This is a genomic window from Noviherbaspirillum agri (assembly GCF_054780595.1).
This window is the reverse complement of the sequence record NZ_BAAGWA010000006.1, coordinates 64,911-78,538: the sequence shown is the minus strand read 5'-3', so window position 1 is coordinate 78,538 and position 13,628 is coordinate 64,911. Positions and strand designations below refer to the sequence as shown.

Genomic DNA, 13,628 nt, shown 5'->3' with positions numbered 1-13,628 from the left:
ATTCGCGGCATGACCCAGCTTTCCCACCTCGGCTTTACGCTCGCACCGATCGCACTCTGCGTCACGGAGCAGCGCATGATCTCGGCCTGCAATCCGGCATTTGCGGCGCTGTTCGGTTACGACGCAGGCGAACTGGTCGGACAGTCGATTGCGATGCTCTACCCTTCCGCGCAGGAATTCGAGCGCATCGGCGAGCGCGGCTACCCGCAGATGCGGCGTGGCGGGCGCTATCAGGATGAGCGGCTGATGCGGCGCAAGGACGGCAGCATGGTGTGGTGCCATGTCTCCGGCCAGGCCGCCGATACCAGCGCCCCAGCGCGACAGGCGGTCTGGGCTTTCGAGCCGATGCAGCGCGCGGGCGCCTCCACCGAAAGCCTGAGCTCCCGCGAACGCGAAGTCGTTGCGCATCTCGCGCAAGGCCTGTCCAGCAAGGAAATCGCGCGCGTGCTGCACCTGAGCCCGCGCACCGTGGAAATGCACCGCAGCCGCCTGCTGCGCAAGCTGGGGGTGCGTACCACGACGCAACTGCTTGCACTCCTGGTCTGACTCTTTGTGTCCGGCAAGGCTTGCCAATGCCTTGCTGATGCGTTGGAGATCACCGTATGGCGTGCCGCCGAAAACGCACCTGTGAGCACGTCACTCAATCCCCGGCCGCTCATGATCCCACCCTTCGATCCGCCAGGCAGTGACGAAAGCACGCTAAGAGCTCGTGTCCGCCTGCTGAAACGCGCCGTCAGCGCCGCCCGCTGTGCAACTTTCCGGCCAGGTGCGACGACTTACAGGCCAAAGTGCTCGCGCACGCGCCCTTCCAGCAGCCGCCGTGCATCCTCCTCGCTGCATTTGGCGAGTCGATCGAACACGTCGCGTGCGATGGGCCGGAAAGCGTTCATCACGTTCGGGTCGAAATGACTACCGGTGTCCGATTCGAGGATGGACATTGCCGCGTCGAAGCTCATCGGTTCCTTGTACGGCCTTTTGGAACAAAGGGCGTCGAAGACATCTGCCACGGCGAAGATCCGTGCAGCAAGCGGGATCGCCTCGCCTTGAAGTCCGCGCGGGTAGCCCGATCCATCCCATTTTTCATGATGGGCGGCAACCACGTCGATTGCCTCTTCGAGCCAGCCAATGCCGGCAACGATTTCCTCGCCGTGCGCCACATGCGTATGCATGATTTCCGACTCCTTCGCGTCGAGTGCGCCTGCTTTCAGCAAGATGGCGTCGGGAATGCTGATCTTGCCGACGTCATGCAGGAAGCTGCCGACGATCAGCGATTGCATCGTCTTCCCCTGAAGCCCCAGCCGCTCACCAATGCGCGTCGCGATCCAAGCCACCCGAAAGTTGTGCGCTCCGGTATCGGAATCGCGCTTGGCGATCGCCCGTCCCAGCGCTTCCATCATCGAGATATGGGAATCAAGCACCTCATGCGCCTTGCGTTCATTGTCGGCGGAAAGATTGACGACGACGGGATAGATTGCGGCACCGCAAAGCAGCGATGCAAGGCAAACCATCACGGCGGCGACGAGTGCCTGGTTGAACATCTGCCGCCGCTGCCAGGGAGAGACGACCCGCACGCCCTCGAAATACCCGTCAACCGTCTCCGCATTCTCTTTCAGCGGGACGAAAACGCGAAGGATCCAGCGCCTGTCATCGAGCCTGAGGCTTTCAAATGACGCGGTCGGATAGGCGGGACGCGCATGCGCGGGAAGTTGCGCCTCCACCGCAAGTCCTTCTCCAGTCATGGCGATGGCGAGCTTTTCGCCGCGGCCGTTATAAATCTCGGCAATATCGAACAGGCCGCCGGCAAGCGCAGTCGCGGCACGGCGGGCGTGCTCGGCTGCGTCTGGCCCGCTGAGCGCATTGGCATCGAAGTGATGCAAATGCAAAAGACGGCGCGACTCTTCCGTCGCGAGAGAAACGGTGCTTTCCTCCGCATTGCGATGCGCAACGAACCAGGCGACCGGACTTGCCACGGCGGCCAGCAAAAAGCTGACGATCGTAATGCGCAGCGCCGTGCGCCTGTTGAACGTGTTCATACCCTCGCTCAAGTCGTCTGGTCCGGACAAGGCAACTGGCGCAAAGCCCTCCGCTCTCGACGGGCACGCGCCGTTACGTTCTTCACTCCGAAGAATGCTGCTCTTCGGCATTCCCCGCGCCACGCGAAAGCGATGGCATGCAAGAAAAGAACGCGGTGTGCCAGCAGGACAAAACGTCCACCTTTAAGAGCGTCTATCTCCACCTTCGCTTTTGTATCGCCAAGATCTCCAACTCATCGTCGCAACCTCCATGCCAGTTTTACCCATTGCGAGTATTCAATTGATCGAACTGAAACGTCCGTCATGCATCAAATGAAACATGACACGCGGGATGAAAATTGCAGCCGCCGTAGCGACCTTGGCCATTGCATTGCCGGCGGCCTTGGTGCTCTTCGTTTCCACCTTCGACTGGAATCGCGCCAAGCCGTGGATCAATGACAAGGTTGCGGCGGCCACAGAGCGCACCTTCGCGATCAATGGCGACCTGTCGTTCAGCTGGGAGCGCCCACCAGAGCAACAAGTCGGCTGGCGGCGTTTTCTCCCATGGCCGCATATCCGCGCGCAGGACATTGTCCTCGGCAATCCCGACTGGGCGAAAAGCGGGCCGGACATGGCACGACTGCAGCAGGCCGACGCGACGATCAATCCCTTTGCGCTGTTCACCAAGACCGTCAGCATCCGAACCCTGGTCCTCGACGGCGGCACGCTCGTGCTGGAACAAGGCAAGGGCGAGCGCAACAACTGGACCTTCGGCGACAAGGAAAAAGAGAAGCAGCCGTCCGCGTGGAAATTTGCGCTCAATAGCCTCGCCATCCGGCAAGGCAACCTGCGCTATGTCGATCCCGCCAAGAAAGCAGATGCGACGGCGCACATCGACACCGATCCGGACGGCACGGTCAACTTCAAGCTCGACGGCACCTTCAACGACGAACAGGTGAGCGGCGGCGGCAAGGCCGGCGGCCTGCTGACGCTGATGGAACGCAATGTGGAATACCCGGTGCAGGCCACGCTGAAGGTGGGCGAAACAACCATCACCGCTGACGGCTCGCTCACCGATCCGGCGCGCCCGAGCGCACTGGACATCAAGCTGAAGATCTTGGGCGCCAGCATGGCCGACCTGTTCCCGATCAGCGGACTGGTGCTGCCGGAGACGCCACGTTTTTCCACCGAAGGCAGGGTCGTCGGCACGTTCCGCGAGGATGTCGTCCGCGTACGCTACGAAAAGTTCCAGGGCAAGGTCGGGCAAAGCGATATCGGCGGCACGCTGGAATACGTGCACAAGGAGCCGCGCCCGCTGCTGCACGGCGAAGTCGTTTCCGACCTGTTGCGCCTGCAGGATCTGCGAGCCGTGGTCGGCACCGACAAGAATGCCAACAAGGGCAGCGAGGAAGCAAAGATCCCTCCCGGCAAGGTATTGCCGGTTGCTCCGTTCAAGACTGACCGCTGGGGCACGATGGATGTGCAGGTGACCTTCGCCGGCAAGAAGATCGATCGCGCCGAGGCCCTGCCCCTCGACAATCTGGAAACGAAGATTGCGCTGGACAACGGCGTGCTGGCGCTGGCGCCGCTCAACTTCGGCATTGCAGGCGGGCGCCTGACGACGGAGCTCAACATCAATGGCCATTCGGAACCGGCCAAGGCGCGCATGAAGGTGTCGGCGCGAGGACTGAAGCTGAAAGAGCTGTTTCCGAAAGCGGAATCGATGGAAGCCAGCATCGGCGAGGTCAACGGCGATGCCGAGCTCAGCGCCGCGGGCAATTCCTTCGCCGCCCTGCTCGGTTCGGCCAATGGCGAAGTGAAGTCGCTGATCAGCCAGGGCAGCATCAGCAAGTTCATCCTCGAGGCGGCGGGCCTCAACCTTGCCAGCGCGGTCGCGGCCAAGATGTTCGGCGACCACCAGGTGCGGCTGAATTGCATGGCAGCCGACTTCAAGGTTGTCGATGGCGTGATGCGTACGCGCACCTTCCTGCTGGACACCGAAGACGCGACGATCACCGCCGACGGCAACATCAACTTCAAGGAGGAATCGCTCAACCTTACCTTGCAACCGGAGAGCAAAGGCCTGCGCGTGATTTCGCTGCGCTCGCCGCTGTATATCGACGGCACCTTCAAGAACCCGGACTTCGGTGTCGACAAGGGCGTCGTCGCCGCCAAGGCGGGTGCTGCGGCGGTGCTCGGTGCAGCGGCAGCACCGGCGGCGGCGTTACTTGCACTCATCAATCCGGGGCCGGGAGAAGAAAGCCCCTGCGTGCCGCTGCTGAAGCAGGCGTCAGAAAAACCGGAAGCGCCACCGCCGGGAAAAACCGCCGCAGAAGTGCGACAGAAAAAATAACGGCATTCAGGACAATGTGCTGCTCCTGATCGACCCTTCGTCGGCCTGGGTGTGCACTTCAGTCCGACTTGAGCATGCTGTACGGCCTGCGAATGGCTTCGATCACCTCGCCAATGGCCATGTGGCGGCTTTTTCTGACGGCTTCCCTTCCCTCGAAAAACACCAGCAGGGTCGGCACGGTAAACACATTGAAATGAGCGGCGATAGCGGGATGCGCGGAAGCATCGATCGCATTGAAAACCATGTCCGGAAATTCCTCGTTGATCGCGGCACGCAGCTTTGGCTCCAGCACATGACAGACATTGCAGGTTGGCGCGCCGAAGTAAAGCGCAACGGCGACATGGTCACTCAACAGGTCATGGGCGGATTGCGGACCTTGCATGGCGGCTCCAATAAGACGAGATCGATCACGACGTTTACTTCATTCATGCCGACGCCGCAAGCACGCACCCCGTACAAGGCCTCGTACAAGGGTGAGACGGCGACGAAAATTCTCGCAAATTCTTGACTCAAGGCATGTTTAGAACAACGCAGTTTGTTGCATGACATTCCCATTGATGCATTGGCCGAAAACTGCATTTCCGGTGCTTGTTGCCGCCAGGAAAAATTAGTAGATTAATGCAGAGATGGACAAACGGGAGTTGGCCTACCCTTTCGACGAACTTTCGACGAAATCGCCGCAAAGGAAGCCGCCAGGGGGAGTCATGGTCAGCAATGCAGGAAGTGCGCAGCGAAGCGCCGCATATGTCCAGCTCTGGGGAATAGTTGCAGCGCTCATCGCCGTTCTGTGGGGCGCCATTCACTTCGACCTGACGCGCACCAACGACCAAGCCTTCGCCAAGAGTCGCGACGACCTCAGGAATCTCGCCCTGACCTCCGCAAAGGACATCGAGTCTTCCATCAAGGAAATCGATGTCACACTGCTCGACCTGCGTGACCGCTGGCTGGAAGATCCGACCCGCTTTTCCATCGCGGTACGCAACCGCCAGGCTTACCTGCAACGCGACATGACCTTCCAGGTCGGCGTCATCGACGCCAACGGAATACTGGTGTTCTCGAACCTGGAGCAAACGACAAAGCCGGTCGACCTGAGCGATCGCGAGCATTTCCGCATTCACCGCACCAGAAGCACGGATGAACTGTTTGTCAGCAAACCCCTGCTCGGACGCGTATCCAAGCGATGGTCTGTCCAGTTCACGCGGCCGATCTTCGACAGCGAAGCGAAGTTTGCCGGCGTGCTTGTCCTCTCCGTCGCGCCCGAGTACTTTTACCAGTTCATTCGCTCGAGCGCGCTTCCGGAAGGAGGCGTCTTCAACCTGGTGCGCAGCAGCGGCGAATTCCTTTCGCGGTTTCCCGACCCGGACCAGGCTCTCGGTAAGGCCATGAAACACACGCCCTACCTCGACGCGCTTTCCCTGGATGCCGGCTTCCATGAAGAGAATTCCCAGATCGACAGCGTGGCCCGTCTGTACGCCTGGAGAAAGATCGGCCGGTATCGGCTTGCGGTCGCGATCGGCCAATCCCTCGACAGCATCCTCGCGACCTATCGCGCCCAGCGTTACCGGCTCATGCTCGCCGGCAGCGGCCTCACCTTCCTGCTCCTCGTGATCGCTTACCTGAACATGCGCGCGATCGGACTACGCCAGAAAGTCACGGACAAACTGCATGCGAATGAGGAGCGCTGGCGGCTCGCTCTGGAGGCCGCCGGTGATGGCGTCTGGGACTGGAATATTCCGGCCGGCCGGGTCGACTTCTCGCACGGCTGGAAATCCATGCTCGGCTATGCGCAGGAGGACATCGGCGACAGCCTGGAAGAATGGAAGACCCGCGTCCACCCCGATGACATGGAACGGGTCATGCATGACCTCAAGGAACATATCGAAGGCCGGACATACACCTACCGCAATGAGCATCGCATCCGCTGCAAGGATGGCAGCTGGAAGTGGATACTCGACCGCGGCATGGTGATACTGCGCGACAAGGCCGGGGCGCCGGTGCGCATGGTCGGCACGCACACCGACATCGCCGCCCGCAAGGCGTTGGAGCACGCGCTGAAGAACCTCGCCACAACGGACAGCCTGACCGGCCTCGACAACCGCCGCAGCTTCCTCGAAACGCTTGACGGCGAACTCGCACGCATCAAGCGTTATCCCGGGGTACAGGCGTCGCTGCTGATGGCCGACGTCGACCACTTCAAGAAAGTGAACGACACCTACGGCCATTCCACCGGCGATGCCATGCTCAAGCACATTGCAAGCATCCTGCGCAGCTCGGCACGAAGAACCGACTTCATCGGCCGGCTCGGCGGCGAAGAATTTGCGATCCTGCTCACCGAAACAGGCATCGACAATGCGCGGCACTACGCGCAAGCGCTGTGCCAAACCGTGCGCGAGTCGCCGCTGGAAGTCGACGGCCAGACCATTTCCGTCACGATCAGCATCGGCCTCACGCGGCTGATGCAGGAGGACGAGGCAATCGAGATCACACTGCACCGTGCCGACATGGCCTTGTATGAGGCAAAGGACGCAGGGCGCAATCGCGTAATGGTCAAGGATGAGAACCCGCTTCGCGCCTTTCGTGCAGCTGTCGCAGGCCGCTGCGGATAAGTCCACTTCCCAATTTCCCGCACAGGGCAGGCAACTGAAGTGCATGTGTCATTTAGGTCGACCACAGAACTTCGTTCAACAACAACTTCTACAGCAGTGGGTCGATAGCACCTGATGCAGCCATATAACTGTTCGGATGGGCACGGTTGTCTTTCTGGTATCGTTCCGGCTGGCTGGCTTTCACTGCAACGTCAAGACAGCTGGCCGTGCAGTACGGGGCTGCCCGTAGAACTCGCAGGCCTTTTACCGTTCGCCACCGAATGAGACATGAATGAGCTACGCTGAAAAAACCTACTTTACCTGGATGTCAGTCACCTTCGTTGTGACGTTGATCGCGTTTGTTCTGCTGATTTCACCGTCATTCAAGAAGGCCGTGTCGTTGCGATTGGCCATCGCTGCCTTGGTCGCAGTCCCTCCGGTACAGCTTATTGTCTTCGCCGCCCTGGACCAGATTCGCGCAGTTGGTCTGCAGGGCTTTGTGACAGGCAGCTTTATGTGCGCGGGCGTACATGGCAGCGGATCCCGCTCCGGTTGCACGCTGTACGAGGTTTTGTTTGAAAGCGTCGTCAGTTCCGTTGTCTTCAGCTTCATCAGCTTTGGCTTGGTGCCGCTGGCGGTGTTCACATGCCTGTTGCTGATCTTCTCTATGCTGAAAAAGACATTTCAACAGAAGGAACGATAACAACTAGTATCGCGCGCCGCCGCGCGACAATAGCGCACTCTGTCGACGCCCGGCTGCAAGCGCTACACCTCTCGCATTCATCTTCACCATGTTCGACGGCGCCGGCAGTGCAGTTCCATGCGCCTGGTTACCGTGCACCGCGTCGCCGCCAGCAACCAGCTTGAACGCGTTGACGAGACCGGCCAGCTTCGTCGCCTGGCCTTGCATGTCATCCGCCGCAGCCGCTGCCTGCTCCACCAGCGCAGCATTCTGTTGGGTGACCTCATCCATCTGCGCGATCGCCTGGTTCACCTGTTCGATCCCTGCGCTCTGCTCCTGGCTGGCGAGCGTGATGTCGTTCATGTAGCCGGCGACCTGGCGCACCGAGGCAACGATTTCTTCCATTGTCTTTCCGGCGCCATCCACCAGCTTGCTGCCGGCTTCCACCTTTTCGACCGAATCGCCGATCAGCGTCTTGATCTCCTTCGCAGCGCTGGCGGAACGCTGCGCGAGGTTGCGCACTTCGGTGGCGACTACCGCAAAACCCCGGCCCTGCTCACCGGCCCGTGCTGCTTCGACGGCGGCATTCAGCGCGAGGATATTGGTCTGGAACGCGATGCCGTCAATGACGCCGATGATGTCGACGATCTTGCGCGAGCTTTCGCGGATGGAGCTCATTGTCCCCACCACCTGTCCCACTGCGTCGCCGCCCCGGATTGCCGTGTCCGATGCGGATGCAACGAGGCTGTTTGCCTGGCGTGCATTGTCTGCGTTCTGCCTGACGGTACTGGTGAGCTCCTCCATCGAGGAAGCCGTCTCTTCCAGCGAGCTTGCCTGCGATTCCGTGCGCGCGGACAGGTCGGCGTTGCCGGTAGCGATTTCCTGTGCGCCGTTCTGGACGACCTCGGTTGCCTCCTTGATCTGCCCGACAAGCAGTTTCACGTTGGTCTGCAGTACGCGCAGTGATTGCACGAGTTTCGTGATTTCGTTATTGCCGCTGGCCTGAATGCGGCCGGTCAGGTCGCCGGCGCTCATCTGCTCGATATCATGCCGCACCTGCTCCAGCGGTGCGACGGCGTTCCGGTACAGCCACAGGCCGGACAGGATCGCCAGCACGGCACCCGCCATGTCTGCAACCTTCGCCCATGTGCTGCCGCCGGTCGGAAGCAGGTTGAGCACGAAGATCAGTGCGAGCATGCCCGACGAGATCATGAGCTTTGACCGGATGGAGAGGCGCCGCATGACATTGAGGCGGCGCAGCAGCGAGCGCCTGACCACGGCACCCTCGCGGATCTCGATCTCCTTGCTGCCTTTGCGGATCTCGCGGTACGCGTCCTCGGCGGCGATCACCTGTTCCCGGCTGGGCTTGACACGGATCGAGGTGTAGCCGACGACGCGCCCGTTCTCCAGCATCGGCGCGGCATTCGCTTCGACCCAATAGTGGTCGCCGTTCTTGCAGCGATTTTTGACGAGGCCGGTCCATGCTTTGCCGCTCTTGATGGTGCGCCAGAAATCCTCGAAGGCTTCGCGCGGCATGTCGGGATGGCGCACGATGTTTTGCGGCGAGCCGAGCAGTTCTTCCGCGGTGAATCCGCTGATGTTGATGAAGTCCTGGTTCACGTAGATGATGTTTCCACGCAGGTCAGTCTTGGAAACGATCGTCTCCGTGTCCTGCAGGACGTACTCGACATTCGTTACCGGCAAGTTGGTGCGCATGGTGTCTCCCCTTCCAAAGTCAATTCCGACGTATTGCTCGTTCGTTGCATCTGCTCGCGTCTGCTGAGCCTGCCGTCAGGCAGCGAGTTCATTTGCGAGGACGGCTTCCCGGCTGCGCATCAGCCTGTCGATGTCGAGCAGGATCATCGTGCGATCGTCCACGACAGCTGTGCCAAGCAGGCAATCGATGTCCAGAATTACTCCGGTCTGTGGAGCAGGCCGCACCTGCGCCGGCTCAAGCGCGACCACGTCGGACACGCCATCCACCACGATGCCCATCACCTGCTCCGCAACGCACGCAATAACGACGACGGTGGACCGGCCATGGGCCGGCCCGCCAAGGTCAAGCCAGTTGCGCAGGTCGACGATCGGGACGACCTGTCCCGGCAGCTTGATGACGCCCTTGATGAAGGCAGGCGCGTTCGCGATCGATGTCACCGAGTCATAGCCGCGCACTTCCTGCACCTTGCGTACATCGATGCCGTACTCTTCGCTTCCCAGGCTAAAAATGAGGAACTCAAGCGGGTAATCGCTGCTGACAACAATTTCATGTTCCATATTCGGCTTCGGCGTCACAGCGCCTCCTTTCGTGTTGCGAGTGTTCATATCCGGACAGGATGAGCAACGACTTTGCGTCTTCGGACCTGTCGCGCCAGCTAGGCAGGTGGTTCGTTTCTACGCTGTCATCGTGATGCCGATGGAGTTGACCCGACATTTGGCGGGGCTCAGCGCTGCCCACCAGCCGCCATTTGTCCAAGACAACACCATACTTTAAACGAATCCTGACACCTATATTTCGCTTTGTCAAATGTTTGTCATGGACATTTTGAAACCCGTGCGAATAGTGAATTCCGTCTCTGTCAACGCAAGGACTGTATTCGCTCCGGTGGGCAGAACGGTTGACCGGCCTTGCAAGAAACCACGGAAGAGGGAGGCGGGTTGCCAATGTTGCAACCAACTCACGACCAGCGTGACGCGCGCGCACCCGTTTGACTAAGGGAATGGCGCTTGTTTTGGTACCTGAACGGTAGCGGGCATCAAGCGCGTAAAGATCAAAGACCGATTCACCGACGAGCTCCTGAAGCGCACAAAGAAGCTCGCTGCGAAGCCAGCGATACCGTTTCCAAGGGAGTTTGAATCCTTCCTGCGGTGTATCCCCAGCTTGCCTCCTAAGAGCCTGTTTGAAAACTGTAGCGAGCGGTCCGAGTTTGGCTTGAGAAGCGCATTCGTACGTGAGGTACGACGAGCATCGCAGAGCCAAAATCGGGCTGCGCAGTAAGTTTTCAAACAGGCTCTAAGCCGGGGCGAACAAATATCTGGCGCAGCGCCGTAGTAAATGTGCCTGCCAGATCCTATAGTGGGTGTATGCATTCATTCACAAAAGGCCGTCGCGCTCGCCCCATTGCCGTAGCAGTGTTGCTGGGATGGCTTTGTTCGTTCGCTGTCAGCGGTGCCTACGGCTGCACCTTGTGGAAAGCGGCACATCAACACATTGCCGCCATATCCAGCCATGACGCGGTGCATGATATTCCCCACCAGAGCTTGCCCGGCGATGCGTCCCGGACTGATGCCGACGTTTGCGAGGCAGCCTGCGACCTGCAGTCTTCTCCGGTGGCCAACGGGCAGTCGGACAAGGTTCCTGACCAGCACTTCATGGCACCGTGCACATCGGTCCATGTTCTTGCGCTTTCACCGCCATCGCATGATGCGGACAATCCGCGCAATAACGTACTTCCCTCCTCCTTTCCGCATTCGCTCCGCACCACCCGTCTGACGCTATAGCGGCGTCGCTACTTGGTTGCACCTACCGGCGCGGCAACAAAGCCGCCCTCCGCAACAACAAGACGGGAGAACACCATGAATCACAGAACATCTCTTCAGCACGATGGGCATGACCATGCACATGGGCATACCCACCCGGATGACAACCACACCCGCCACGATGCGACGGGAGGCGATCCTGTCACCTTCGTACCCGATGCAAGCAAGCCTTTCACCGATCCGGTATGCGGCATGAAGGTTGCTACGAATCCCGAGCGCAGAATCGATTACGAAGGAAAGGCTTACCACTTCTGCAGCAGCAAGTGCATGGAAAAGTTCCGTGCAAATCCACGCCGTTTTCTCGAACCGGCAGCGGCGCCTGGCCCCGGACCCGCAGAGCCGACGCCCGCAGGCACGATCTATACCTGTCCGATGCACCCGGAAATCCGCCAGACTGCGCCCGGCAACTGTCCAAAGTGCGGCATGGCGCTGGAGCCCGTAATGCCCTCCCTGGAAGAGGAGGAAAATCCCGAGCTGGTCGACTTCCGCAAGCGCTTCTGGTGGACACTGCCGTTGACGATCGTCGTCACGGCCATCGCCATGTTCAGCCACCAGCTGCGTCATGGCGGCCTGCCGGGGCAGAACTGGATCGAATTCGCCCTCGCCACGCCGGTCGTCGTGTGGGCGGCCTGGCCTTTCTATGTGCGCTGGTATTCGTCATTGAAGAACCGCAGCCCCAACATGTGGACACTGATCGGCACCGGGGTCGCTGCCGCCTATCTCTACAGCGTGGCAGCCACGTTCGCGCCCGGTCTGTTCCCGTCGGCGTTTGCCGAGGGCGGACGCATCGGCGTCTATTACGAGGCGGCAGCCGTCATCGTTTCACTGACGTTGCTGGGACAGATCCTCGAACTCAAGGCGCGTTCGCAGACTTCCGTGGCCATCAAGTCGCTGCTTGGCCTGGCGCCGAAGACTGCGCGGCGCATCCACGCTGACGGCAGCGAAGAGGATGTGCCGCTCACGCATGTTCACATCGGCGACATGTTGCGCGTGCGCCCCGGTGAAAAAGTCCCCGTCGACGGCGCGGTGCTCGAGGGAGAAAGCGCGGTGGACGAATCGATGCTCACCGGCGAGCCGGTTCCCGTCACCAAGCGCCCGGGTGACAAGCTGATCGGCGCAACGATCAACACCAGCGGCAGCCTGGTGATGCGCGCAGAAAAGATCGGCTCACAAACGATGCTGTCGCAGATCGTGCAAATGGTTGCCAACGCGCAGCGTTCGCGCGCGCCGATGCAGCGGCTTGCCGATGTCGTCGCGGGTTACTTCGTCGTCATCGTGGTCGGCGTCGCCCTGCTGACGCTGCTCGGCTGGGGCGTCTTCGGCCCTGAGCCGAGCTGGGTATTCGGCTTTCTCAATGCCGTCGCTGTACTGATCATCGCCTGCCCCTGCGCCCTTGGCCTGGCCACGCCGATGTCAATCATGGCGGCAACCGGCCGCGGCGCTACGCAAGGCATCCTGTTTCGCGATGCTGCGGCGATAGAAGGCATGCGCAAGGTCGACACCCTGATCGTTGACAAGACCGGGACCTTGACCGAAGGCAAACCCGCCTTTGACCGCGTGGTTGCGGCACCGGGCTTCAGCGAAGAGGATGTGCTGCAGATCGCAGCGAGCATCGATCAGGGCAGCGAGCATCCGCTCGCGCATGCGATCGTTGCTGAAGCGCGCCGCCGCAGCCTTGCCCTCGACAAGCCGGACAGTTTCGAGTCGTCGAGCGGCATCGGCGTGCGCGGCACTATCGCAGGGCGCCGCATTGCGATCGGCAATACCGCGCTGATGGACATCGAGCAGGTCGACTGGCATGGGCTGGCAAGCCAGGCAGAAGCACTACGCCATGAAGGGGCGAGCGTCATGTACCTTGCCGTCGACAGCCGCCCGGTCGGCCTCATCGCCGTGTCCGACCCGGTCAAGGCCACGACCCCGGAAGCACTGAGCACGTTGAAGCAAGCGGGTTTGCGGGTAGTGATGGCAACTGGCGATGGTGTCACGACCGCAAACTCCGTCGCCCGGCGTCTTGGCATCGATGAAGTGCACGGCGAGGTGAAGCCTCAGGACAAGCTGGTGCTGGTTGAGCGCCTGCAGAAGGAAGGCCGCATCGTTGCCATGTGCGGTGACGGCATCAACGATGCGCCTGCATTGGCCAAGTCCAACGTCGGCATCGCCATGGGCACCGGGACGGATGTGGCGATCAACAGTGCGCATGTAACCCTCGTCAAAGGTGACCTGCGCGCAATTGCCCGCGCCCGCAACCTGTCGGTCGATACGGTACGCAACATGCGTCAGAACCTCGGTTTTGCCTTCGTGTACAACACTTTCGGCATTCCGCTTGCAGCCGGACTGCTGTACCCGTTCACGGGCCAGTTGCTATCGCCGATCATTGCTGCGCTGGCAATGAGCCTGAGTTCGGTGTCGGTGATCAGCAATGCGCTGCGACTGCGTGGCGTCAAATAACGCCGCCAGGC

At 60.6% G+C, this 13,628-nt stretch carries 10 protein-coding genes; 6 read left to right on the top strand and 4 right to left on the bottom strand.

The annotated features are described in order from the left end of the window. The first annotated feature begins 9 nt into the window (after window positions 1-9). Window positions 10-546 (top strand): LuxR C-terminal-related transcriptional regulator, encoded by a 537-nt coding sequence (locus ACYVIA_RS12460; RefSeq protein WP_460841215.1) that lies wholly within the window; start codon window positions 10-12, stop codon window positions 544-546. A gap of 230 nt (window positions 547-776) precedes the next feature. Here the strand turns inward: ACYVIA_RS12460 and ACYVIA_RS12455 are convergent, their stop codons facing one another. Next, window positions 777-2,033 (bottom strand): HD-GYP domain-containing protein, encoded by a 1,257-nt coding sequence (locus tag ACYVIA_RS12455; RefSeq protein WP_460841213.1) that lies wholly within the window; start codon window positions 2,031-2,033, stop codon window positions 777-779. 331 nt (window positions 2,034-2,364) lie between these two features. Between ACYVIA_RS12455 and ACYVIA_RS12450 the strand changes: the two genes are divergently transcribed. Continuing rightward, window positions 2,365-4,365 carry an AsmA family protein gene (locus tag ACYVIA_RS12450; RefSeq protein ID WP_460841211.1) on the top strand — a complete coding sequence of 667 codons (2,001 nt, stop codon included), beginning with the start codon at window positions 2,365-2,367 and terminating at the stop codon, window positions 4,363-4,365. A 58-nt stretch (window positions 4,366-4,423) separates the two neighbouring features. Here the strand turns inward: ACYVIA_RS12450 and ACYVIA_RS12445 are convergent, their stop codons facing one another. Next, a complete protein-coding gene (locus ACYVIA_RS12445; protein WP_460841209.1) occupies window positions 4,424-4,747 on the bottom strand; it encodes a thioredoxin family protein in 324 nt (107 codons plus the stop codon). 322 nt (window positions 4,748-5,069) lie between these two features. On the opposite strand from ACYVIA_RS12445, the gene ACYVIA_RS12440 reads away from it, so the two are divergent. Together ACYVIA_RS12440 and ACYVIA_RS12435 are read left to right on the top strand one after the other, a co-directional pair. Then, entirely contained in the window at window positions 5,070-6,971 is a 1,902-nt protein-coding gene (locus ACYVIA_RS12440) for a diguanylate cyclase (protein ID WP_460841208.1), read from the top strand. Between the two features lie 271 nt (window positions 6,972-7,242). Then, window positions 7,243-7,653, top strand: a complete 411-nt coding sequence (locus tag ACYVIA_RS12435; RefSeq protein ID WP_460841206.1) for a hypothetical protein — start codon at window positions 7,243-7,245, stop codon at window positions 7,651-7,653. 3 nt (window positions 7,654-7,656) lie between these two features. Here ACYVIA_RS12435 and ACYVIA_RS12430 read toward each other — a convergent pair whose 3' ends face one another. Further along, the gene (locus tag ACYVIA_RS12430; protein ID WP_460841204.1) at window positions 7,657-9,348 is read right to left on the bottom strand and encodes a methyl-accepting chemotaxis protein; all 1,692 of its coding nucleotides are present in this window, start codon (window positions 9,346-9,348) and stop codon (window positions 7,657-7,659) included. A 75-nt stretch (window positions 9,349-9,423) separates the two neighbouring features. Further along, window positions 9,424-9,906 (bottom strand): chemotaxis protein CheW, encoded by a 483-nt coding sequence (locus tag ACYVIA_RS12425; RefSeq protein WP_460841202.1) that lies wholly within the window; start codon window positions 9,904-9,906, stop codon window positions 9,424-9,426. Between the two features lie 807 nt (window positions 9,907-10,713). On the opposite strand from ACYVIA_RS12425, the gene ACYVIA_RS12420 reads away from it, so the two are divergent. Both ACYVIA_RS12420 and ACYVIA_RS12415 read left to right on the top strand, forming a co-directional pair. Further along, on the top strand, window positions 10,714-11,130 hold the full coding sequence (locus tag ACYVIA_RS12420) for a hypothetical protein (protein WP_460841200.1): 417 nt from the start codon (window positions 10,714-10,716) through the stop codon (window positions 11,128-11,130). Between the two features lie 75 nt (window positions 11,131-11,205). Further along, window positions 11,206-13,617 (top strand): heavy metal translocating P-type ATPase, encoded by a 2,412-nt coding sequence (locus ACYVIA_RS12415; protein WP_460841198.1) that lies wholly within the window; start codon window positions 11,206-11,208, stop codon window positions 13,615-13,617. The last annotated feature ends 11 nt before the right edge of the window (window positions 13,618-13,628 follow it).

What these genes read in the sequence shown, in the direction of transcription:
- ACYVIA_RS12440 (WP_460841208.1), top strand. Translation starts at nt 5,070, where the DNA reads ATGGTCAGCAATGCAGGAAGTGCGCAGCGAAGCGCCGCATATGTCCAG.
- ACYVIA_RS12460 (WP_460841215.1), top strand. Translation starts at nt 10, where the DNA reads ATGACCCAGCTTTCCCACCTCGGCTTTACGCTCGCACCGATCGCACTC.
- ACYVIA_RS12435 (WP_460841206.1), top strand. Translation starts at nt 7,243, where the DNA reads ATGAGCTACGCTGAAAAAACCTACTTTACCTGGATGTCAGTCACCTTC.
- ACYVIA_RS12420 (WP_460841200.1), top strand. Translation starts at nt 10,714, where the DNA reads ATGCATTCATTCACAAAAGGCCGTCGCGCTCGCCCCATTGCCGTAGCA.
- ACYVIA_RS12445 (WP_460841209.1), bottom strand. Translation starts at nt 4,747, where the DNA reads ATGCAAGGTCCGCAATCCGCCCATGACCTGTTGAGTGACCATGTCGCC.
- ACYVIA_RS12425 (WP_460841202.1), bottom strand. Translation starts at nt 9,906, where the DNA reads ATGGAACATGAAATTGTTGTCAGCAGCGATTACCCGCTTGAGTTCCTC.
- ACYVIA_RS12430 (WP_460841204.1), bottom strand. Translation starts at nt 9,348, where the DNA reads ATGCGCACCAACTTGCCGGTAACGAATGTCGAGTACGTCCTGCAGGAC.
- ACYVIA_RS12415 (WP_460841198.1), top strand. Translation starts at nt 11,206, where the DNA reads ATGAATCACAGAACATCTCTTCAGCACGATGGGCATGACCATGCACAT.
- ACYVIA_RS12450 (WP_460841211.1), top strand. Translation starts at nt 2,365, where the DNA reads ATGAAAATTGCAGCCGCCGTAGCGACCTTGGCCATTGCATTGCCGGCG.
- ACYVIA_RS12455 (WP_460841213.1), bottom strand. Translation starts at nt 2,033, where the DNA reads ATGAACACGTTCAACAGGCGCACGGCGCTGCGCATTACGATCGTCAGC.